Raw genomic sequence first — 21,623 nt, 5'->3', positions numbered from 1 at the left:
TTTCGGTTCCCCTCCGGTGTTGTTTGTGAGGTTTCAGTTATGAGGCGGCTGAAATCGCCTCCTCGATATCCCTCCACAGGGCCTCGGTTCCTTCGAGGCCGATATGGAGGCGCACAGATCGCGGGCTGATGCCGAAGGCTTGTGCGGAATTCGGTTGTGCCTTTTGCTGCAGCACCACCTCACCCGGTACGATCAGGCTTTCATGTCCACCCCAGCTTACACCCAGTTTGAAAAGCTTGAGGTGATCGGCGAAGGCTCTGACATCTACACCTTCGCGGAATATGAAGGAAAACAGCCCCGACGTGCCGTTGAGGCCGGCAGGCAGGCGGTTGGCAAGACCCGGATGGCAGACCTGCTCGACCGTATCCAGCGCCTGCAGGCGCTGCGCGATCGTCATGGCGGCGGCCTCATGCGCCCTCATGCGGATTGGCAGGGTACGCAGGCCACGGATCAGCAACCAGGCATCGAAGGGAGAGAGCTTGCCGCCGAGATAGGGATAGGATTCGGCCTTGATGCGGGCAATCATCTCCTTGGAACCGGCAACAACACCGGCAACGACGTCGCTATGGCCGCCGAGATATTTGGAGGCGGAATGGATGACAAGATCGATGCCCAGCGTCACCGGACGCTGAAAGAACGGACTCGCCCAGCTGTTGTCGATCATGGTGACGACGCCGTGTCTCCTGGCAAGGGCTGCCAGCGCGCCGACATCGTGAGCTTCCATCACCCAGCTCGTCGGGCTTTCCATGTAGAAGATTTTCGCACCCGGCAGCGCCTTGGCGACCGCCTCTTCATCACGACCGTCGACATAAGTCACCTCGACCTTCATGCGCTTGAGGATCGTGCCGAACAGCCGGAAGGCATCCGGATAGACATGCTTGACAGCGACGATGCGGTCGCCCGGCTCCACGAAGCTCAAGACGGCGGACGAGATCGCCGCCATGCCGCTCGCAAAACCCAGCGCATCCTCGGCCCCTTCGAGCTTTGCCAGCATCTCCTCGAACATGCGCACGGTCGGGTTGAGCCCACGCGTATAGATCGGCCGTACTTTTTCGCCGCGATAAGAGGCGATCATGTCATCATAATCGGAGAATGTGAAAAGCGATGTCTGGAAGATCGGCGGAACGACCGCTTCGGCGAAGTTGCCTTCGTCGTGAGCGGTGATCAGCGAAGCAAGGTCGAACGGTTCGAGGCCGTCAGTCATCGGGACATTTCCTTGATATCTTCCTCGACCACGTCGAGGATCTTCATTGTCTCGCGCCGCGCTGCCTCGGTGTCCTGGGCGGCAATGGCGTTGAAAAGGGTACGATGAAAGGGAAAGGAGCGGCGGGCAAAATCCTGCCGGTCGAAAGGATGATCCCAGAAGCGCTCGAAGGTCTCACGCATCTGTTCGAGAAGTTGGCGGAACAGCGGATTGTGCGTGGCGTCGTAGACCGCGAGATGAAAGGCCAGATCCTCCGGTCCGGACGCGCCCTTGGCGATGTGCACCCGCTCCATTTCGTCGAGTTTTTCCTCGATGACGATGAGGTCCTTAGCTGTGCGCCGGCGCGCAGCCACCATGCCGGCCTCGCATTCGATGCCACGGCGAACCTCCAGTGTCTGCAACAGCACGTCGCGCAAATGCGTCGTATCGAGCGACAAAGGCATATGAACGGTCTCGCGGGAAACCGGTTTCAGCAGGTAGGTTCCGCTGCCCTTACGCGTCTCGATCACGCCGAGGGCCTGGAAATGCCGGATCGCCTCACGAATGGTAGACCGCCCGACGGCGAGAGCCGCCATCAGCTCACGCTCCGCCGGCAGCCGGTCCCCCGCCTGAAGCCGGGCATCCTCGACATAATGCGCCAGCGCATCCGTCACCTGACGCGCGCGATCGATCGCCGGAAGCGGCCGGATCACCGGCCTGTCGCTACCATTTGCCTTCATGGTTCCCCAAGTTCTTTTCTAAGGCAGTCGACGCATAATTGGTCTGACATCTTAGCATTTCTCAAAGCGTGGTGGACGTCAAGCCGGCATTTGATGAATGTGGTTCGGCCTGTCCTTTCGAACCGGTGAACGGGCCTCGTGCAGCTCAAGCAAGTGCTGGGCGAGAGGGATACATTGATCGTCAAAACCGCGAGGAGGCTGAACTCCTGTCAGCAACTGATTTCGGAGAGACATGCGTTATTGAATACCGGGCGACCGTCGAAGCAGTGGGGGCAGCCGCACGCGGGTGGCCGGCTTACGACCATCCAGCCAGTAGAACGATCACGCCCGGAAGGTCTTGCCGAGCTCCTTGTCGGCGAGACTATAGTAGTGGCGGAAATTGTACACGAGCGGTGACCATTTGTCGGGAGCCAGATGATCGGTCCCATCGACGATGAACTCTTCATCGGCGTGCACCTTCAGGACTTCGACGACCGCTGCGAGACCGCCGCCCAAGACCGCAATCTTCTGGCCGCCGAGCTCGTGCATCGATATCACTTTCGCTTCCATCTGTATCGGGCACTCGCGAACACGGACCGGCCGGACAACTTCACTCCCAACGCGAGTGAGTCCTGCCGCGGCGAACTTGTCCTTCTCGGTGCGAAATTGTTTCGTTTTCTCTTCTGGCACAGGATCCTTGCCTGTCAGCGGTGCAAGCTTTTCGACGACCTCCCACATGACGGGCGACGGCAGGTTCACAACGCACTCCCCATGCCGCTCGAGATTCTCTGCCATCTTCGCATCTTTCAGGACGCCGAGCGTCATCGTCCAACCGAGCGTCCAGAAAGAGGATATTGGCGATAGATTGGTGCTGCCGTCCTCGTTCAACGTACTGACGATGGCGACTGGCGTTCCGAAATACAGGATCTTCGGTTCGATGGATCTCACGACGTCCTCCTGAAGGTTTCGACTCCGGAACCATAGCGAAGTTACTCGAAGAATAGTTCGATGCCGATCGAAGCTTGGGTCATCCGAGTTGTCGGGTCTGGCGTGTCGGTAATCCGCATCGGCAACGTCTAGTGTTGCGGCCTAGTTTCCGGGTTCTTCCACATGACACCAGACCTATGATCTTTGTTCATCGACATCCAAAAGAGGCGTCCGGCGCTAGATACGGCCTCAGGCTGTCAATGCTGACGATAGTTTGAGGTGATCTTGCGGGCCAAGCGCCATATGAATGGGCATCGCCGCTTTTACCTCAGAGCCCGTCGAAAGGATCGCCATCATGTCTATCCGCAGAGCATCCCTTGCCATCGCCGCGAGCGCCATCATGCTGTCCAGCACAGCTTTCGCTCAAATGCCGCAGCAGCAACCGGATTCGAAGGCCTTCAAATTCGGGTCCTTCGATCTCGTTGCCTTGCACGACGCCCAGTTCGTGTTGCCGAACGATGGCAAGGTCTTCGGCGTCGGTCACAGTCCGGAAGAGACCGCCAAGGTCCTGAAAGACGCCGGCGCGCCGACGGACAGTGTGACGCTGAGCGTCGACGCCCTGCTCATCAAGATGCCGGAGCATCTGGTTCTGATCGATACGGGCACTGGCGGCGCGCTACAGCAGAGCCTCTCGCAGGCCGGTTACAAAGCTGAGGACGTCACCGATGTGCTGATCACCCATTCGCATCCCGACCACGTCGGCGGTCTGGTCAGCAACGGTAAGCTCGCCTTCCCGAACGCAACCATACGGATGTCATCGGCCGAGTGGGAGTTTGCCAAAAAGAACGACAAGCTTGCCGATCTCGTCAAGACGATCGGCAGCCACGTTAAGACATTCGAGCCGGGTGCCGAAGTCGTCCCCGGCATCACTTCGGCGGACCTGCCGGGACATACTCCCGGTCACGTCGGCTATCAGATTGTCTCCGGGAACGAGAAGATGATTGATATTGGCGACACGGCTCACAGCTCCATTGTGTCGTTGGCCAAGCCGGAATGGCCGATCGGCTTTGATAACGATGCGGCCACGGGTGAAACGAACCGGATGGGGACGCTGAAAAAGCTTGCCCAATCACAAGAGCTCATCTTTGCCCCTCATTTCCCGTTCCCCGGTGTCGGCCATATCCAGTCGGACGGCGACCACTTCAAGTGGGATGCCACACTCGCGGCTAGTAAGTGAGGCAGGCCGGAAGACCCCGCGATATAAAGATAGCAACGCGCCGACGGATGTCGGGCCGTTCTTTCCCTGCCGCTGTGCTCGACGCGGATGACGTCTCTGTCTATGGCTTTCATGATCGGGCAAATGTCCGGTGTCGTGATCACCGTTGTCGTCGACAAGATTGCCCAGACGCGCTTGCTGATCGAGGCGAGCGCGCGTTTCGTGATACAGGTGCCGACCGTTGCTCAGCTCGCGCTGACGCGGGAGTCGGTAACCGTAGCCTCTATGAGGAGCCGGACAAGCCGCAGAAATCGGGAGTGTCGATTTTTGACATGCCTGAACATGATCTGCCGTTCGTCAAAGGCTGCTCAGCTTGGCTGGCCTGCGAACTGATTGTCGAGCCCGATAACCAGGAGGTCTACGATCTTTTCATCGCTGACGCCACGACGGCATGGGCCGACGGCCAGGTATTCAGAAACGGACACTGGCACTTTGAAACCGTCGGACCGGAATGGCGTAGCCTGCACCATGTCGCCGGTGGCCACTTCTATTCCATCGGCGAGGCACTTTCGATTGAAGCCGAAGCTGTCGATACTCCGTCGTCTCCATTCTGAGATGGTCGATCTATCGTAGGATTCCTGTGACGCCTCAGTCGCGGAGCCGTTGCGGCGCCAGCGATTGCGTTTGTGCATAGGCGAGCGGTGAACGGTTTCCGGGCAGGTTCTCATCAAGGATCAGTGTCTTGATGTCGTCGGAGCGGACGTCGAGCGCGATCACCCGTTCGAGCTTGTCCAGCGACCAGACGGAATAGCCAAGCGCGCTCGAGTAACCGCAATCATCCCCTTGTATTTCCTCGGCCTCGACCGGCAGATACATGATCCGCGGCTTCGGGAGTTTGTAGCAGTGCCCCTCATAGGCATAGCCGTAGATCACACCGATGCTCACTATGTCGACCTTCCCGGCATCGATCAGAATGTAGCAGTCACCCACTTTAAGCCTGATTCCATCCACATCGGTTTCGCCAGTGCCATCCGGAGCATCGCCAGGTGGACAATGTTCCTTTCGTCCATAGAGACGAACCTCACTCGGATTGAACGGCAGATTGCCTGTCCCAATAAACGGTTTGTCAGAGCAGCAGCTCATTTCCCCCTCCTCTTCCGGCTCATCTCGAGCGGATGATTTCACGCCATGCAAAGTTTTCCTCTAATTGTGCGGCAGTCTGTAAATCGGCAGCCGAGATGATTGCTAACGCGGCGTCCCCAAGACGCATCGTGTCCGGATCAAGTCTGTGAAGCGCAGCACCGATTGCCGCTCCGACTGAGTCCCTCGCCTTGATCAGAGCTAGCTTGAAGAAGAGCGGTCTGTCCCGAAAGGCTTCGGCTGTCGTTTGCCGAAACCAGGCAAACTCGTCCTGCGTCAGATCGCGAAGACTGACGGAGAGAAGACGATGATCGGCGCAACCACTCGCCACCAGTTCCCGATGATAAAGTTCGACGATCGTATCAAAGATCGCACCGAGAAAGGGCAGCGAACGATCATGAGCCTCGCTTGTGACTTCCGACATTCGTCGGAAGTTGGTTGCAAGGCGGATTTGGGTCTCCGGGCTTGTCTCGGCAAAGCGATTGAGCTCGTTGTACAGCAGGAGATTTCCTTTCGTCCGCCGCAGCAGCCGATCGATGGCGGAATCGAAATGCAAAAACGAAATCAAGGATATGCTGTCCGAGATCGCTTCGGAGAATGGAAAGAAATCCGCATCCCGGGAGGGGTTGCGTGGAAACCCCGTCTGCGAGAGCGTGACGAGGTGGCCGATCTCATGGGCAATCGTATCGAAATTCAATGCATAGGGCGATTGTTCACCGCCGGCTTCCGAACAGCCGAGTTCGAGAAAGCCGAAGCCCGCATGCGCGTTGTTCCAGCGGACGAAGGGAACGATTTCCAGCCTCGGATAGAATTCCGAAAAGAACCAACGCAGCGGTCGCGCGAGATAATTGCGCCAGACATCCAGAACAAAATGAACGCATGCATAGGCATGGACACCCAGATAATCACGTGATCTTGGGTCCAGGCTGTCAAAATGCCGGTCCGGGCCTGGCTGGACAGGCCGCCGCAGAGGGCCGCGAAAAGGCGGCAAATCGTTGAAGCCATAGGGTTCTTTGTCGAACAGCGGATCGGCGACATACATCAATATGTCACTAGGGCCATCACCGATCTCGTTGGGCGATATCGATAGCAAGATCCGGTCCGGCTGCTCATAACCAAGGATAAAAGGCGGCTGAGGAAATATCCAGCATCGCGTTCCGAGCGCCGGCGCAGGTTTCTTAAGTGATATGTCAGGATACAATTCCATTAGCTCAACTACTCTATGAGATGAGTTATATGGCAATTACTATTATTAGTAGTTTCTAATTAAATTGATGTCAATAGATCCTGCTTCCAGATCGCGCAGGAAAGTATTGGTTGACGTATAAGGTAATTTTGCCGGTTTTAGTTTCGTCAGGGTGGGCGCCAGCCGTAGCGCCAAGCTGGCATCAGCCTTCTTCTGTGCGATCAGATGGCTGCGCAACAGAGCCGCTTTGTCTGCTGGCCATTGTGCAGCAGCGAGGACATTCCGAATGGACCGTTCACGAAAATTAAGCCTCCTGGCTGCGGCAATACCCGCATCCATCTCGGCTTTCGAAATCAGGCCGCGACGAAACAGTACCTTAAAACTGCGCTGCAGATCGACCAGCGCCTCGGTCAAAGCCGTGAAGCCGAGCTCCGGAGGACCACATTGGACAGCGACGGCATCTTCCGCCGTGAGCGGCCACCGCCTGTACCAGCGATAGATGAGACCCACGCCGATCATTCCGAATAGATCCAGCTCGGCGGCGCGAAGCGCACCCATGCTCGCTGAACCGATCATTACGATACCCTGCGACAGCGCCCAGAGAATTTCCTTGTGACGGACGGCCGGTCTGTCCTCGAAAAGACCGTCTATCAAAACCATCGCTCTCGGGCGAAATGCGTGAGCGGCGAGAATGATATCCCCCTGAGAAACAGGCTGCAGGTAGATGGCGTCGAGAATGCTCCGGGCATCCGGCAAGCGGAGAGTGGGGCCAAGGAAAACCAGGATTGGACCGGTTTCGCTCTGATCCATCCCTCGCCCTCACCGCTCGACCGCAAAAGCACGCATGCCTGCAAGGACCGTTCGCACGCAATGCACATTCGGATCGTCCTCCGAAGCGATCGGAACGGCGAGAACCGGTCCCAGTCCGGCGTCAACGATCTTTTCCACGAGATCGGCGAGATCGGTGATGGTGGGCAATGCGCCTGCAAAATCGCCCGATGTCGTAGCTTCGCCAAGGATCAGATTGCGGGCGTCGGCCAGCATGGTCTCGCTTCGCCTTGCATAATGTCTGCGCGTTTGATCGTCTCGTGCGCCGGATATCGCGCCGGCCCGGGCCGCCAGTGCTTCCAGCAGCGCGCCGAACGCCGCCTTCTGCAGATCGAGACCAGCACAATAGCCCTCCGTCGGAAGGGCCAACATAGGTTCGCCTTCGCCGGACTCGATCGTCTGGCACCAGACGACCGGAATCCCTGCCGGCGAAGGCGCAAACCAGAAGGCAACCAATATTCCGAACCCGGTGAGGCGTGACAGAATATCCTGGACTGCGGCACCCAATCCTGACACCGGCAGCCTCATCCGGTCCATGAATCCATGAGTTTCGAATGCCCGGGCGATCGCATCGCGTTCTATGCACTCCAGGAGCCCATGCAGTAACGCGCCGAAGTCTGACCGGTGGCAGGCAAGGCCCGTCGTGGTGCGCAGGAACACGCCGTCACTGGCCGGCGGCGGATCGGTGTAGATCGTGTGCACAAGCTCGAATGGAACGGGCGCCGTAGCGCCTGTTGCCATATCGACACCCATGATCCAGGCGGTCTCGCGGTCACGCCAGTTCAGGCGAGTTGCGGGGAGGCAGAAACCATCGAAGCAGTTGGCTCCGATTATCAACTCTTCTGCGGTGGACAGGAAAACACGGGAGGGTTGGATCGCCTCGGCATAGAAACGCTCGAGCGATTCCATGATCGCTCCGATTGCGGCAGATATTCTGGACATCCCGCGGCCGAGCGAGGTGACTTCCGATAACGCCGCCGGTCGTATGGCCTGGATGACCGGAAACCCGATCCGGTCGAGACCGGTCAGATCGCCGATACGTGTGATGCTCGCCCTACGGCAGAGCGGCAGCAGAGAACGGAAATAAGCCTCGGTATCCTCGATGTCCGATTGAGAGGGCACGGACATGCTCCCGTCTCTGATCCCGGCATAAAATGCCGCGAGCATTTCAGTCGTGTCTGTGCAGGAGACTTCAGAACTCGCCTGCAAGGCCGAGCTCCTTCACTGACCTCTGCGCCCGATGCAGTAAGGCGACCGCACCCTGTTCCTCGGCTATGGTAATCGCTGTCCTCAGATCCGCAAGAACGGCCGGCTTCTCCGCCTTTCCGCTCGATAGTAGCAGCGCGCGGCGGCGGTGAAGCTCGGCAAGCCAATAAGCATGGCCTGTCGCCCTCGCTTCACGGATAGCGTCGGTGACGACCTCTATCGCCGCCTGGTACTTATGCGCACGGCCGAGCATGGTCGCATGCATGTAGAGATAGATTGGCAGATCCGCGACTGTCCCGAGCTCCCTCAGAAGCGCCAGGCCTTGACGGAACATCTCGTGGCCGCGAGACAGGTTTTCAACATGCGCAGTTGCCCATCCCTGAAAGAGCAGGGCCAATGCCGACAGGGATTGCAGTTCGTGCTTTTTCGCAAAATCGCTCATCCTGCCGGAAATCTCGATCAGGCGAACATGGTCGTTGCGATAGAAAGCCGACACCGCCTCCGTATCCAGCGAGTGCGCCTTGCTCGGCATATGCGCGATGCTGTCCACAAAGGCGACCATGTCGGCAAGAGCCTTGCTGGAGGCCTCTGTTTGGCCCGTCAGCCAAAGGGACAAGGCCAGCTGTCCGAGACCACATACCTTCGCGTCATGGCCGCCGAAGGCATTGCGGCTCGCTTTCGCCGCCTCTTCATCGTAAAGCGCAAGCCCGACCCGTACCGCATTTTGTGCCTCCTGCTGCCGTCCGACATTGAACTCTATCGCCCAGATCGAATGATTGACCTGCAGCTCGACCTCGCGATCGTCAACTCCTGACAGCATTACCTGAACTTCGCGGGCGCGGCTGTGCATCTCCATGAAGTTTTGCCCCGTCAGCCACCAGCCCCAATAGACCGGAAACCATTTGGGCTGATCTTCTTTCGGCTGGCGGCGGGCGATCTCGACGCCTTTCTCGTAAAGGGTTCTCGCCGGCGCCGAGTTAGGCCCGACGGTTGCTGTCAGGAGTGGTCCAAGCTCGGTCAAAACAGAGAGGTACAATCCATCGCCAACACCTTCGGGCATGGCCTCGCACAGCGCCAGGGCGCGTTCGAAATGGTGGCGCGCCTCCACCATGGCGGAACGGCTGGCATGCTCCTTTCCTGCCGTTACGAACAGCGAGATCGCATGTTCGCGAAGGCCTGCAGACTCAGCATGCTGGGCAAGCGCACCCGCATCCAGCCAGTTGGCGATCGAGCGGTTGCTGTTTGCTGCCGTGAACAGACGGCGATGAAAAAGCTGTCGTTGCGTCTTGAGAAGGCCGTTATAGATCGTTTCCTGTATAAGAGCATGACGAAAGCCGTATGCGACGCCGCCATGGGCACGCATGCGGGTCAAAAATCCGGTCTCGCAGAGAGTCTCGGCGGCATGCAGAAGGGATCTCCTGCTCGCATCCGGCAATAATTCGCGAAGCAGCGAAACGGTAAAGCGATCACCGGCGACAGCTGCAGCCCGCACCACATCTTTGGCCGAACCCAGTTTTTCGAGCCGCGAGTCCAATATCCCCTCGAAAACGGAAACATGGTTGCGCGACGTATTCGGAGCTGCGCGCATCGCATCCTCAGAGGCGGCTTCGGACGCCCACTGGCATATCTCTTCGATGAAAAGCGGCACGCCGCCGGATATGCGCTCAGTTACTTCGAGCAGTTGCGGCAGCACGTCCTGGCGGTCCTTCGGCCAGCGCGCGGCAATCGCCTGCAGCGTTTCATCGTGATTGAGCGGGCCGAGCGAAATATGCTCCGCCTCAACCTCATCGAACATGCCGGCATAAGAGCCCGGTCGGCATGTAACAATCAGAAGGGCGGGAAGCGTCGGCACAAGCCGTGCCGCCTCGCGAAGAAGATGCTCCGAGGTCGGATCGATCCAGTGAATGTCTTCAACCGCAATGACCAGCGGCGCTTGCGCGCAAATGGTGCTCAAAGCCTTTGACAGCGCTTGCCGTGCACGTTGCTGTATCGTCCTGAGGGAACTGTCGGAAAGAGCTTCATTGCGTCCCTCCGCACCAAGCAGATGGCAAAAAATGCCGATGACTTCAGCGTCATGGATGCCCTGACGCGCGAACTGGGCGGCGACCGCATCTATTGTCAGCCGCCCGCCGGCGTCATCCGGACGGCGCTGCGGAAAACTGTTCAGCAATGGGTGAAGCGTCGAGCGAGATCCTCCTGGCAGACATTGAAAGAGCAGCGATTTTGCTTGCTGCGCATGGATCATTCGCCGAACCTGCCGAAGCATCCGCGATTTGCCAATGCCAGCCTCGCCACTGATGACGAGCACACCGCCCTTGCCGCCTGCGGCAGCGTCGCAGGCCCTCCTGACCCGTTCCAGCTCATTGACACGACCGACGAAGGTACCGTCCAGCCTCCCGAATGCGTGGAAGCGGTCGACTTCCCGTTTATGGCCGATCGCTCTCCAGACATTTTCCGGCTCCGAGAAGCCTTTTAACAGGCGTGTGCCTTCCGATATGAAGGCGTGCGAGCGACCAGCGAGATTTCGGGTCTCGTCCGAAACCAGCACGGTGTTTGGCTGGGCAGCGGCCTCCAGCCGTGTCGCAAGAGCGAGTGCGGCACCTGTGACGGGCTCATGTATCCAGTTCTGCACCTGCGCGTCTCGGATCAGGGCAACCGAGGTCGCGACGCCCACACGCACCTGCAGATCTTCGCGAGCGAGATCCCGGCCGAGGCGCTGACATGCTTCTACGATTCCAAGACCGGCTCGGATCGCTGCCGACGCTGCATCCCGCGGTCCGAGCTCGATTGGAAAGAGAGCCACTCCACCATCCCCGGCTTCGAGCCGGATGACGCCGGAATGCGCGATAACGGATTGACGCGCCGCCTGAAGGAAGGCGGCCATCAGATCCTGATAGTCCTCGATATCCATCAGATTGAAAAGGTTCGTGGAGCCGACCAGGTCATAGCAAAGCGCGGTGACCACCCGACGCTCACCGTGTTTTTCTGGGGAGCGGCTGTCGCTCGCCGAGATATGTATAGACTGCCCTTGCTTATCGATTGGCGTGTCGCGAGTCATACGCGGCTCCTGCCTTAAGCGTATCGATAATCCCATCTATTCTACACGACGATACCACACGATATCAGTATTGTCGGCGGACAAATGCACGAGTCCGGCGGTCCTGCAGATGACGGACTGGGAATGTCGAAAGTCCGCAATCAAACCGAGCAGTTTCAAAAGAAAAGCGGCGGCCGAGGAGGCCACCGCTGGCAAAATCCGGTCAATTTAACGCGTAGAGCGTGGACTCAGGCGACGTTCTGCCGCTTCGGCAGTTTCCAGCCCGGACGAACGAAATGGCATGTATAGCCATTCGGAATGCGTTCGAGATAATCCTGATGCTCAGGCTCGGCTTCCCAGAAGTCGCCGACGGGAACGACTTCGGTCACTACCTTGCCCGGCCAAAGGCCAGAAGCATTGACATCGGCGATCGTATCTTCGGCTGTCAGCCGCTGGTTTTCATCCATATAGAAGATCGCCGACCGGTAACTCGTGCCAATGTCGTTGCCCTGGCGGTTGACGGTAGTCGGGTCGTGGATCTGGAAGAAAAACTCCAGGATGTCGCGATAGCTCGTCTTTTGCGGATCGAAGATGATCTCTATCGCTTCGGCATGATTGCCATGGTTGCGATACGTTGCGTTACGGACTTCGCCTCCGGTATAACCCACGCGCGTTGAAATAACGCCGGGAAAACGTCGAATTAGGTCCTGCATTCCCCAGAAGCAGCCGCCAGCAAGTACTGCACGTTCTGTTGTCATAGAGATGTCCTTTCCAATGCGCGAGATGGACGGGAGTTGTCAGGTGCGCTTCGCTGACGCCTATATGGGTACTCGGCTCAATGATCGCCAGCCCGCACAGCAGCGGCATCGATCTTTGATGAGACACATTGCGACTTCAGGCAACTCGCCTGCTACCGCATAATCTCTGCGGAATGAGATTGACCGGCAAGACAGGTCAAAGCACTCTGAGCCGAATTTCGCCCTGTCCGCCGTCCGGTCGGCGTTTCGCCTCACAATTTCCGGCGTCTCTCAAAATCGCGCAAGGGCTTTAGACATGGCACCAGAAAGAAGGACAACCCTAGAGCTCGATACGAAGGCCGTTCAGCAGATCGTCCAAAACCTTGATGCGGATTTAGTCGCCGGCGGCTTTGCTCGTCTTCATGGCGGCAGCACGGAAATTTACAGGATCGACCTTGCCAACGCTGACTACGAACCGCTGGTCCTCAAGATTTATCCTGACGACCCCGAATGGGGACCGGCGAACGAAAAACTTGTGGCAGGTTGGATCAGGAAGCTGACGCCGCTAGCGCCAAAGTGGCTGGAGATCGACGAGTCGCGAAGCCTCTTGCCATTGCGCTACGCCTTGTTGCCCCTCCTGCCCGGCCGCTCGTTGCGCGACTGGATGGCCGAGACGGATATCGAGCAAGCCTATCGTCAGATGGGCGCGCTGCTGAGAAACATTCACGCAATGTCGATGCCAGCCTATGGCTATCTTCTCGGCTACGGGATCAACAGGCCGATGCCGACGAATGCGGATTATATGACGTCGGCGTTCGAAGACGTTTTCCGGCGCTTCCGCGATTTGGGCGGCGATGCCGATCTTGGGCGCCGTTTGCAGCTGCTGTCAGAAGCGAACTTCGGCCTTCTACAGCAAAGCAGCGGTGCCGTCCTCTGCCATGATGACTTTCATCAGGGTAATGTGCTGGCTCTACGCAACGACTCAGGCAGGCTGCAGCTCAGCGGGCTCATCGATTTCGGCAATGCGCGGGCAGCAGACAGGTTCTTCGATCTTGCCAAGGCCCTTTTCTGTTCGGCACATGAAGACCCACGCAGCTACAAGCCCATCCTCGAAGGTTACGGCTCTGTCGATCACCCCGATATAGGACGGACGCTTTGGCTCTATACGCTTTTCCATCGGCTCAGCATGTGGTGCTGGCTGATGAAGCTCGGGCTTGATCCGGCAACAGAGAATGGTCCCGGTGGGCTTCTCCGAGACCTCCACACGATGGTGCGAGTATCCGACCCAGGCATCACTTCGCAAACAGGGTCTTGAACTGCGACGGCTGGCATCGAAGATACTGATTGGCTGCCTTCACCTGCCCGCCAAGCTCGGCGGCCGCGTGCCACGGCCAGCGCGGATCATAGAGGATGGCCCGGGCAAGCGCGATTAGGTCTGCATCGCCGGTTGCTACGATTGCCTCAGCCTGCGTTGGCTCAGTGATCAAGCCAACGGCGACAACCGGCATTTTGACGGCGCCTTTGATCGCCCGGGCAAGCGGCACCTGATAGCTCGGGCTGATCGGGATCGCCTGCGAGGGATGCAGGCCGCCGCTCGATACATGGATGGCGTCGCAACCGTGTGCTTCCAACATTCTAGCAAATTCGACGCTCTCGGAAATGTCCAGCCCGCCCTCGACCCAGTCGGTGGCGGAAACGCGCATCGTCACCGGCCGGTCAGAGGGAAAGGCGTTCTTGACTGCATCGAGGACTTCCAGCGGAAACCGGGCCCGATTTTTCAGCGAGCCGCCATATTCGTCGGTTCGCTGGTTCGACAAGGGGGACAGGAATTCATGCAGCAGATATCCGTGAGCACCGTGGATCTGAACGGCATCGATGCCGATCTTTGCGGCCCGCCGTGCGGCAGCGGCAAAGGCATCGCGGACGCGCTTCATGCCATCGCGGTCCAGCGCAGTCGGCGGCACATAATTTGGATTAAAAGCAACAGCGGAAGGTGCCTCAGTCTGCCATCCGTTCGGATGGTTTGGTGGAAACTGACCGCCGCCTCGCCATGGGACCTCGCTCGAGGCCTTGCGGCCGGCATGCGCCAATTGCACGGCAATAGGCATGTCGGACCATTTCCTGAGACTTTCAAGCGTGCGAGCCATAGCCGCTTCAGAGGCATCATCATAAAGCCCGACGTCTGCGAAGGTGATGCGCCCCTCCGGCACGACGGCAGTCGCCTCGATCGTCAAAAGCGCAGCACCGGAAAGCGCCAACTGTCCAAGATGGATCAGATGCCAGTCCGTCATGCAGCCGTCGACGGCCGAGTACTGGCACATCGGCGCGATCACGATGCGGTTGACGAGCTCGATATTGCGTACAGCGAAAGGCGAAAACAGCACGGGTTGGGGCATGGCATTCCTCGAAGCAGAATTCAGTCGTCTTGGCTTATAACACTCTGTCGGAGTTTTACGACGGTTAGCAGAGCATCCATATCAGGAGCTTTTGTTGATAGCGTTCCGGTACGGTTCCAGAAGAGGAAGAAGAAGTCGTCAACCGCAGGCTAATTGCCACCGAGCAATCGCATCCACGGGCCGATCAGCTTAGCTTCCGCTGCATTTCCTCTGCAGGTATTGCCTGTGTCATGGCTGGATACTATGCCAGTGATGTCGCAGGTCCGATCTGGCGCGCTATCCGCCGAGACGAGAGGTCGTGATCAGTACAATACCAATGCTCAGCACATCCGCTGGCACGCCGAAAGCCCGAGCCCTGACCAATCGGCCGGGGGGCAACAAATCAGGGAGCTTCAATGGTCGAAAAGATTGCACCCACCGCGCCCACCGCTGCTCCCTCGGCCACCCATATAAATCACAGCACCTCCATCGGCTCCGAGCCCGATAATGCCTGGGTTGCCGAACGGCAGGCGGAGATCACTGCCGGCAAAGAGAAAAAGGGCGAGTATCACGCCGCTGCTAGCGATCACAAACGTGTCGACGAAGGTGATGATCGGGCAGCAGATCGGCATCTCGATCATCATTCTGCGCACCCGCACGCGGATGACGTCAACCCGGACGAAGAACGCCTCTCCGGCGAAAGCGAACGTATAGGCACCGGCAATTTGGACGAGGATGTGCCTTTCGGCGACCATATCGGTTACCTGTAAGTGATTGCTTTTCCATACTGACGATTGCCGCCTGACCGCCCTCTATCAGAAGCCGGCGCACTGTTGACGCCGCCGCGTCATCTTATCCCCACGGGCGTCGCGCAACTATTAGTGAGAAAACCTTTTCCCACTTGACAAGTGTTTTGGGAAAAGCTTTTCTCATCGCAAGTTCGATGGAGGAGCGACTGGACACAGCGGAAGGAAAAAGAGGCAGAATCACCATTCATGACGTCGCGGCGGCTGCCGGTATCAGCATCTCCACGGCATCGAAGGCCCTCAACGATACAGGGCGGATGGGACTTGAAACGCGTGAGCGGGTCAAACGCATTGCAGCCGAGATCGGTTACAGGCCAAATGCCCTGGCAAGGGGGCTGCTCAGCAAGCGCAGTTTCACAATCGGGCTTCTGACCAACGACACCTACGGCCGTTTCACGCTGCCGGTCATGGCGGGCATATCGGATGCTCTCGTCGATCATGGTGTTTCGGTATTTCTATGCGCGATCGAGGAGGATCCTGCACTCGGGCAGATTCATGTGGAGGCGATGCTCGACAAACAGGTCGACGGCATCATTGCGACAGGAAAGCGTCTGGATAGACGGTTGCCGATCGATCTGTCCAATTTGAACGTACCTGTCGTCTACGCCTTTACAGAGGGAGCGCCCGGGACCGTGACGTTTCGCTCCGATGATGCACAGGGCGCGCAACTTGCCGTCGAGTGGCTGGCAAAGCTTGGGCGCAAGCGCATCGTGCATGTCACCGGGCCAGAGAGTTTCTTCTCGGTGCGCGAGCGCGCCGATGCCTATTGCAGGGTTGCAGGAGAAGAGCGGCCGGTCCTGTTCGGGGTCTGGTCGGAAAGCTGGGGCCACGAAGCCGTCGCGAAATTGTGGAGCGGCAGCGGCGAAAAGCCCGACGGCATCTTCTGCGGCAATGATCAGATTGCGCGCGGTGTCATCGATGCGCTGCGCGAGCGCGGCATCCGCGTGCCGCAGGATGTTTCGGTGGTCGGCTTCGACAATTGGGAGATTGTCGCCGCCCAGACGCGTCCGCCGCTGACAACGGTGGATATGGAGTTGAAGGAACTTGGGCGGCAGGCGGGGTTGACCGTTCTGGCGCTTGCTGAGGGCCGCCCGGTGGAGCCTGGCATCAGGAAACTGCCGTGCCGTCTCGTCGTGCGGCAATCATGCGGGGGAGACACCCCCAGAATATAGCAACGGCGCGAAGGAGACGCGCCTTATTGGGAGGAGAGCCATGATGAAGCGTCTATTGGTGGCAACCAGCCTTGCCACCCTCTGCCTGGTCTCGACGGCATCGGCCGCTGAAAAGATCGAAATGTGGGTCCGTTCGGGTATCGGCGATGCCTTCAAGAAGGTCGTCGAGTCCTACAATGCGAGCCACGAAAATCAGGTTGTCGCAACCGAAGTACCTTTTGGCGAGCTCGTGCAGAAATACGCAACGGCAATCGCCGGCGGCCAGGCGCCCGACGCCCTGTCGATGGACCTGATCTACACCCCGGCCTTCGCAGCGGCGGGTCAGCTCGAAGACCTGACCGACTGGGCAAAGAGCCTGCCCTATTTCAATTCGCTGTCGCCGTCGCATGTCAAACTGGGCACCTATCAGGATAAGATCTACGGTCTGCCGCTGTCGGTTGAGACCTCTGTCTTTGCCTGGAACAAGGACCTCTATAAAAAGGCCGGCCTTGACCCCGAAAAGGCACCCACGACCTGGGAGGAAATCGAGGCGAATGCCGAGAAGATCCGCAAGCTCGGTGACGACACCTACGGATTCTACTTCTCGGGTGGCGGCTGCGGCGGCTGCATGATCTTCACCTTCACGCCGCTCGTCTGGGGTGCAGGCGCCGATATCCTTTCGGAGGACGGCAAGACCGCGACGCTCGATACGCCACAGATGCGCAAGGCCGTCGGCTACTATCGCGATATGGTCAAGAAGGATCTCGTTCCTGCCAGTGCTGCCAGTGACAACGGCACCAACTTCCTGACCTTTACCAATGGCAAGATCGGCCAGCAGAGCCTCGGCGCTTTCGCCATCGGTACGCTCGTCACGCAATATCCTGACATCAATTTCGGCGTGACACTGATCCCGAGTGTCGATGGCAAGGCGTCGTCGTTTGCCGGCGGCGACAATTTCGTCATTACCAAGGGCACGAAGAAGCTCGATGCCGTCAAGGAATTCCTCGAGTATATCTATTCGATGGATGGCCAGAAGGTCATGGCGAAATATGGCAGCCTGCCGACCCGTGGCGACATTGCCGACCAGGTTCTTGCCGGCCTCGATCCGCGCATGCAGGTGGGCCTCAAGGCGATCTCGGTCGCCAAGACACCCTACACGCTGCAGTTCAACGACCTGATAAACAGCGCGAACGGCCCCTGGGCAACCTTCACCAACGCCGCGATCTTCGGCGATGACATCGATGGCGCTTTCTCGAACGCACAGTCCGAGATGCAGTCCATCATCGACAGCGGCCAATAACTCTCCCGGCCGTGGGCCGGGGGACGGTGGCAGTTCCCCGGCCGATACAAGACTGACAATAGCTAAGATGCGGAGGTTTCGATGACCGGTTCCGGTCCACAGCGTACGCGCGCTGTCCGAAAGCGGCGGAGGTCGCAATGGCGCGGCTTTCTTTACATCGCGCCAGCCATGGCGCTCGTCATCGTCTTCTTCGTCATGCCCGTCCTCTTCACGGGCTGGATGAGCCTGCACAATTGGCCGCTGATGGGTGCTGCTCGCTGGATCGGCTTTGCCAATTATACCCGCATGTGGAACGACAGCCGTTTTATGGCGGCGCTGAACTTCACCGCCTATTACACGGTCATCGTTACCATCGCGATCTTCGCGGTCGCCTTTCCGCTGGCGATCTTCGCCGAGAGGGAACGCCGCTTCGTCAGTACCTACCGAACGATCATCTTCCTGCCTGTCGTGGTGGGGCTGGCGACTGCGTCACTGCTCTGGGTCTGGCTTGCCAATGTCGATAGCGGCTTCTTTGGGCCGGCGCTTCGCGCCCTCGGCCTCGTCGAGCGAAGCCCCAATATCATGGCCACTTTTGATACCGCTTTTGCAACCATCATCGTCATGGTCGTCTGGAAGATCGCCGGCTTTACGATGATCATCCTGTTGACGGGGCTGCAGGCCATTCCATCCGAACTGACGGAGGCGGCCCGCATCGATGGCGCCGGCCGCTGGCAGCGCTTCCGGCATCTGACCTTGCCGCTGATGCGCAAGACGATTGCGCTGGCGCTGATCGTCTCGGTTACCGGCTCGATCCTCGCTTTCGATCAATTCTACATCATGACGTCGGGCGGACCGCAGAACAAGATGATCTCGGTCGTCTACTACATCTTCAACCAGTCCTTCGTATCCTTCAACCTCGGTTACGGATCCGCCCTTTCGATCGTGCTTCTGGCGATTCTGGTTGCGATCTCCATCGTTCAGCTCTGGCTGCTGCGTGTTGGGGAGGAGCGTTGATGATCTCCTCCAAGCAACGCCGCGCCCGCAAGCGCTTCAGATCGCAATCGGCCTATCATATTGCCGGTATCGCCATCTCGATCTTCTTCCTGGCCCCGTTCATCATCACGCTGCTCGCCTCGTTCCGGCACGGGACCGAGGCAAGCCTGCCGCCGCTACCACCATGGCCGACGACCGGAGTCAGCTTCGACGCCTATGCACTGCTCGATACGTTCGGCGCCGGCATCTGGCAGCACATGATCAACTCGCTCTTCGTTTCACTGGCAACGGTACTGCTGACGGTAGCCGTCAGCCTGCTCGCCGGCTACGGCTTCTCGCGCTATCGCTTTCCCATGAAGAACGCGCTCTTCGTGCTGATCATCGCCACACTGATGATCCCGTTCCAATCGATCTTGACCCCGCTCTTCATCATCCTGGCGAGGCTCGGTCTCAACAATTCGCTGCTGGGGCTCACCCTCGTCTACGTCACGTTGCAGTTACCCTTCTCCGTCTTCATGATGCGCAATGCCTTTGACACCGTGCCGAAGGAAATCGAGGAGGCGGCGCGCATCGATGGTGCGCGGGATCTGAGGTTGTTGATCCGCGTGCTCCTGCCGCTGGTGCTGCCAGGCATCGCGACGGTCGCTATCTTTGCCTTCCTCAATGCCTGGAACGAGTTCCTTGCCGCTCTCGTCCTGCTTTCCAGCAATGAGAAATACACGCTTCCCGTCCTGATGACGGCGGTGCGCGCCGGGCGCCTCGGCGCCATCAACTGGGGCGCGGTACAGGCGGGTGTCATCGTCATGACGATCCCCTGCCTGATCGTCTTCCTGCTTCTGCAACGCTACTACATGCGCGGGCTCATGGCCGGCGCGGTGAAATGATGACTTTTCAACGAGATGGATGAAATTATGAACAAGCCGAAGAGAGACCGCCAGTTCCGTCCCCTGCCCGTGCCAAGCGTCGAGCTGCACGGCCTGTTTGGCGATCGTCAGGATGCGATCTGCGATTCCACCGCCGAAACGCTACTCGACCGCTGCGTTGAGGCCGGCATGCTACAGGCGATCGACGTGACTCAGCCGAGCCCGGGCGTTGTCATTCCGATCGGCCCCTGGGGCGGCTCGACGCAAATGTTCTGGGACAGCGATCTCGGCAAGTCGATCGAGACCGTTGCCTATTCGCTCTACCGTCGGCCCAATCCAAAGCTCGAAGCCCGCGTCGACGAAATCATCGACATGTATGAAAAGCTGCAGGACAAGGACGGCTATCTGAACGCCTGGTTCCAGCGTGTTCAGCCCGGCCGGCGCTGGACGAACCTGCGCGACCATCACGAACTCTATTGCGCCGGGCACCTGATTGAAGGCGCCGTCGCCTATTATCAGGCAACCGGGAAGAAAAAACTGCTCGACATCATGTGCCGCTATGCCGATTACCTGATCACCGTCTTCGGCCACGGCCCCGGCCAGATCCCCGGCTATTGCGGCCACGAGGAAATTGAATTGGCGCTCGTCAAGCTGGCGCGCGTGACCGGCGAGAAAAAGTATCTCGACCTCTCAAAGTTCTTCATCGACGAGCGCGGCACCGAGCCGCATTTCTTCACCGAAGAGGCCATCCGGGACGGCCGCAGCGCTGCCGACTTCCATCAGAAAACCTATGAATATGGTCAGGCGCACCTGCCGGTGCGCGAACAGAAGAAAGTCGTCGGCCATGCGGTGCGCGCCATGTACCTCTACGCCGGCATGGCCGACATCGCCACCGAATATAATGACGATACCTTGACCGCAGCCCTCGAAACCCTCTGGGAGGACCTGACGACCAAGCAGATGTACGTCACCGGCGGCATCGGCCCGGCAGCCGCAAACGAAGGTTTCACCGACTATTACGACCTGCCGAACGAAAGCGCCTATGCCGAGACCTGCGCCTCGGTCGGTCTCGTCTTCTGGGCAAATCGCATGCTCGGTCGCGGCCCGAACCGGCGCTATGCCGATATCATGGAGCAGGCGCTCTATAATGGCGCCATGGCCGGCCTTTCGCTCGACGGCACGCGCTTCTTCTACGAAAACCCGCTGGAGAGCGCTGGCAAGCACCATCGCTGGATCTGGCACCATTGCCCCTGCTGCCCGCCGAACATCGCCCGCCTGCTCGCCTCTGTCGGCTCCTACATGTATGCGATTGCCGAAGACGAAATCGCCGTGCACCTCTATGGGGAAAGCAAGGCGCGCTTCGATCTCGCGGGCGCCAAAGTCGAGCTTTCGCAGCAGACGCGTTACCCCTGGGATGGCGCGATCCATTTTGACCTGACGCTCGACCGCCAGGCTCATTTCGCGCTGTCGCTGCGTATCCCGGAATGGGCTGACGGTGCGGCGCTTTCCATCAATGGCGAAAAGCTCGATCTGGCATGCGTGCTGACCGACGGCTATGCACGCATCGAACGCGACTGGAAAAGCGGCGACAAGGTCGATCTGTCGATCCCGCTCGTTGCGCGCAAACTTTTCGCCAACCCGCTGGTCCGCCAGGATGCCGGCCGCACCGCGCTGATGCGTGGTCCGATGGTCTATTGCGTCGAGGAGACCGACAATGGTGCTGGACTGAACGGCATTACGCTCTCCGCCGATGTCTCGCAGGCAAAGACCTCGGAAATCTCCGGCCTTCGCGGCGCGGTCGCCCTCGAACTTCCCGTCAGCCGTGATACGGCCGATTGGGGTTCTGCCCTCTACCGCACCTCTCCACCGGCAGCAAAGCAGGCGAGCGCACGTTTCGTGCCCTATCCCTTCTGGGACAATCGCGAGCCGGGCGAGATGCTCGTCTGGGTCAGATCCGGCGAGGCGCGTGGTGCATAA

General features: G+C 58.9%; 18 protein-coding genes and 1 pseudogene. 9 read left to right on the top strand and 10 right to left on the bottom strand.

The genetic code is table 11. The features are described 5' to 3' along the window. Positions 1-37: 37 nt before the first annotated feature. From EV281_RS23920 to EV281_RS23910, 3 genes are all read right to left on the bottom strand, one after another. The gene (locus EV281_RS23920; protein WP_132656735.1) at positions 38-1,204 is read right to left on the bottom strand and encodes a PLP-dependent transferase; all 1,167 of its coding nucleotides are present in this window, start codon (positions 1,202-1,204) and stop codon (positions 38-40) included. Next, a complete protein-coding gene (locus EV281_RS23915) occupies positions 1,201-1,923 on the bottom strand; it encodes a FadR/GntR family transcriptional regulator (protein ID WP_132656734.1) in 723 nt (240 codons plus the stop codon). The genes EV281_RS23920 and EV281_RS23915 overlap by 4 nt, the downstream gene beginning before the upstream one ends. A 321-nt stretch (positions 1,924-2,244) precedes the next feature. Further along, positions 2,245-2,850 carry a flavin reductase family protein gene (locus EV281_RS23910; RefSeq protein ID WP_207896888.1) on the bottom strand — a complete coding sequence of 202 codons (606 nt, stop codon included), beginning with the start codon at positions 2,848-2,850 and terminating at the stop codon, positions 2,245-2,247. Positions 2,851-3,184: 334 nt separating this feature from the next. Between EV281_RS23910 and EV281_RS23905 the strand changes: the two genes are divergently transcribed. After that, complete coding sequence (locus EV281_RS23905) at positions 3,185-4,066, top strand: MBL fold metallo-hydrolase (RefSeq protein WP_132656732.1); 882 nt, start codon at positions 3,185-3,187, stop codon at positions 4,064-4,066. Positions 4,067-4,113: 47 nt separating this feature from the next. Next, positions 4,114-4,659: a hypothetical protein gene (locus EV281_RS23900; RefSeq protein ID WP_245508349.1), complete on the top strand. Its 546-nt coding sequence runs from the start codon at positions 4,114-4,116 to the stop codon at positions 4,657-4,659. Positions 4,660-4,693: 34 nt separating this feature from the next. Here the strand turns inward: EV281_RS23900 and EV281_RS32075 are convergent. From EV281_RS32075 to msrA, 6 genes and pseudogenes are all read right to left on the bottom strand, one after another. Next, positions 4,694-5,005: pseudogene (locus EV281_RS32075) on the bottom strand (hypothetical protein); the annotation flags it as partial. A 202-nt stretch (positions 5,006-5,207) separates the two neighbouring features. Continuing rightward, positions 5,208-6,392: a hypothetical protein gene (locus EV281_RS23890; protein WP_132656854.1), complete on the bottom strand. Its 1,185-nt coding sequence runs from the start codon at positions 6,390-6,392 to the stop codon at positions 5,208-5,210. Between the two features lie 45 nt (positions 6,393-6,437). Then, a complete protein-coding gene (locus EV281_RS23885; RefSeq protein ID WP_132656731.1) occupies positions 6,438-7,181 on the bottom strand; it encodes a TfuA-like protein in 744 nt (247 codons plus the stop codon). Between the two features lie 9 nt (positions 7,182-7,190). After that, entirely contained in the window at positions 7,191-8,327 is a 1,137-nt protein-coding gene (locus EV281_RS23880; RefSeq protein WP_245508347.1) for a YcaO-like family protein, read from the bottom strand. A gap of 64 nt (positions 8,328-8,391) precedes the next feature. After that, positions 8,392-11,463 carry an AAA family ATPase gene (locus EV281_RS23875; protein ID WP_132656730.1) on the bottom strand — a complete coding sequence of 1,024 codons (3,072 nt, stop codon included), beginning with the start codon at positions 11,461-11,463 and terminating at the stop codon, positions 8,392-8,394. A 227-nt stretch (positions 11,464-11,690) separates the two neighbouring features. Next, positions 11,691-12,200, bottom strand: a complete 510-nt coding sequence (gene msrA, locus EV281_RS23870; protein WP_132656729.1) for a peptide-methionine (S)-S-oxide reductase MsrA — start codon at positions 12,198-12,200, stop codon at positions 11,691-11,693. Between the two features lie 295 nt (positions 12,201-12,495). On the opposite strand from msrA, the gene EV281_RS23865 reads away from it, so the two are divergent. Beyond that, the gene (locus tag EV281_RS23865; protein WP_132656728.1) at positions 12,496-13,494 is read left to right on the top strand and encodes an aminoglycoside phosphotransferase family protein; all 999 of its coding nucleotides are present in this window, start codon (positions 12,496-12,498) and stop codon (positions 13,492-13,494) included. On the opposite strand, the gene EV281_RS23860 is transcribed toward EV281_RS23865, so the two are convergent. After that, positions 13,472-14,575 carry an NADH:flavin oxidoreductase/NADH oxidase gene (locus EV281_RS23860; protein ID WP_132656727.1) on the bottom strand — a complete coding sequence of 368 codons (1,104 nt, stop codon included), beginning with the start codon at positions 14,573-14,575 and terminating at the stop codon, positions 13,472-13,474. The two genes, EV281_RS23865 and EV281_RS23860, sit on opposite strands and share 23 nt — an antisense overlap. Before the next feature lie 395 nt (positions 14,576-14,970). Here EV281_RS23860 and EV281_RS23855 point away from each other — a divergent pair, with 395 nt between their 5' ends. The 6 genes from EV281_RS23855 (at position 14,971) to EV281_RS23830 (ending at position 21,623) form a co-directional block, all read left to right on the top strand. Then, a complete protein-coding gene (locus tag EV281_RS23855) occupies positions 14,971-15,324 on the top strand; it encodes a hypothetical protein (RefSeq protein ID WP_132656726.1) in 354 nt (117 codons plus the stop codon). Positions 15,325-15,497: 173 nt separating this feature from the next. Then, positions 15,498-16,532, top strand: a complete 1,035-nt coding sequence (locus EV281_RS23850) for a LacI family DNA-binding transcriptional regulator (RefSeq protein ID WP_132656725.1) — start codon at positions 15,498-15,500, stop codon at positions 16,530-16,532. 40 nt (positions 16,533-16,572) lie between these two features. Next, positions 16,573-17,811: a sugar ABC transporter substrate-binding protein gene (locus tag EV281_RS23845; protein ID WP_132656724.1), complete on the top strand. Its 1,239-nt coding sequence runs from the start codon at positions 16,573-16,575 to the stop codon at positions 17,809-17,811. A gap of 81 nt (positions 17,812-17,892) precedes the next feature. Next, positions 17,893-18,804 (top strand): sugar ABC transporter permease, encoded by a 912-nt coding sequence (locus EV281_RS23840; RefSeq protein WP_132656723.1) that lies wholly within the window; start codon positions 17,893-17,895, stop codon positions 18,802-18,804. Beyond that, on the top strand, positions 18,804-19,667 hold the full coding sequence (locus EV281_RS23835) for a carbohydrate ABC transporter permease (RefSeq protein WP_132656722.1): 864 nt from the start codon (positions 18,804-18,806) through the stop codon (positions 19,665-19,667). Before EV281_RS23840 ends, EV281_RS23835 begins: the two co-directional genes overlap by 1 nt. A gap of 27 nt (positions 19,668-19,694) precedes the next feature. After that, complete coding sequence (locus EV281_RS23830) at positions 19,695-21,623, top strand: glycoside hydrolase family 127 protein (RefSeq protein WP_132656721.1); 1,929 nt, start codon at positions 19,695-19,697, stop codon at positions 21,621-21,623.

It is taken from the genome of Rhizobium sp. BK418, from assembly GCF_004341105.1.
Taxonomy (GTDB): Bacteria; Pseudomonadota; Alphaproteobacteria; order Rhizobiales; family Rhizobiaceae; genus Rhizobium.
Note: the sequence above shows the minus strand (reverse complement) of the source record. Positions and strands in the feature narration are given on the sequence as shown.